The sequence below is a fragment of the Mesorhizobium sp. M4A.F.Ca.ET.050.02.1.1 genome, assembly GCF_003997725.1.
In the GTDB taxonomy this organism is placed as follows: Bacteria; Pseudomonadota; Alphaproteobacteria; order Rhizobiales; family Rhizobiaceae; genus Mesorhizobium.
This window is the reverse complement of sequence record NZ_RZSG01001534.1, coordinates 1-417: the sequence shown is the minus strand read 5'-3', so window position 1 is coordinate 417 and position 417 is coordinate 1. Positions and strand designations below refer to the sequence as shown.

The 417-nt window shown below is 57.1% G+C and carries 1 pseudogene; it reads left to right on the top strand.

Going from position 1 to position 417, the window contains the following annotated elements:
* Positions 1 to 417 (top strand): annotated as a pseudogene (glyA, locus tag EOA33_RS38515) (serine hydroxymethyltransferase); the annotation flags it as partial.

Here is a 417-nt window from a genome sequence, read left to right as displayed (position 1 = left end):
GCGGCGGTGTTGGAAGCGACCGGGTCGATTTTCACCAACAAGTATGCCGAGGGATACCCCGGTGCGCGCTACTACGCCGGAAATGAGATCGTCGATGAACTTGAAAACGTCGCTATCGAGCGCCTGAAGGCGCTATTCGGCTGTGAACACGCTAACGTCCAGCCATATTCCGGCTCCCCGGCCAATCAGGCTGTCTATCGCGCGCTTTTGATTCCCGGAGACAAAGTCATGGGCCTGCCTTTACCCGAAGGCGGCCATCTGACGCACGGTTGGGCAGTCAACTTCTCCGGCACCGATTATCAGCGAGTCCCATACAGACTGCACGAAAAGACGCAGCAAATTGACTATGACCAATTGCGCGAGACCGCCAAGCGGGAACGCCCGAAGCTAATTTGGGTCGGCGGAACTGCTTATCCA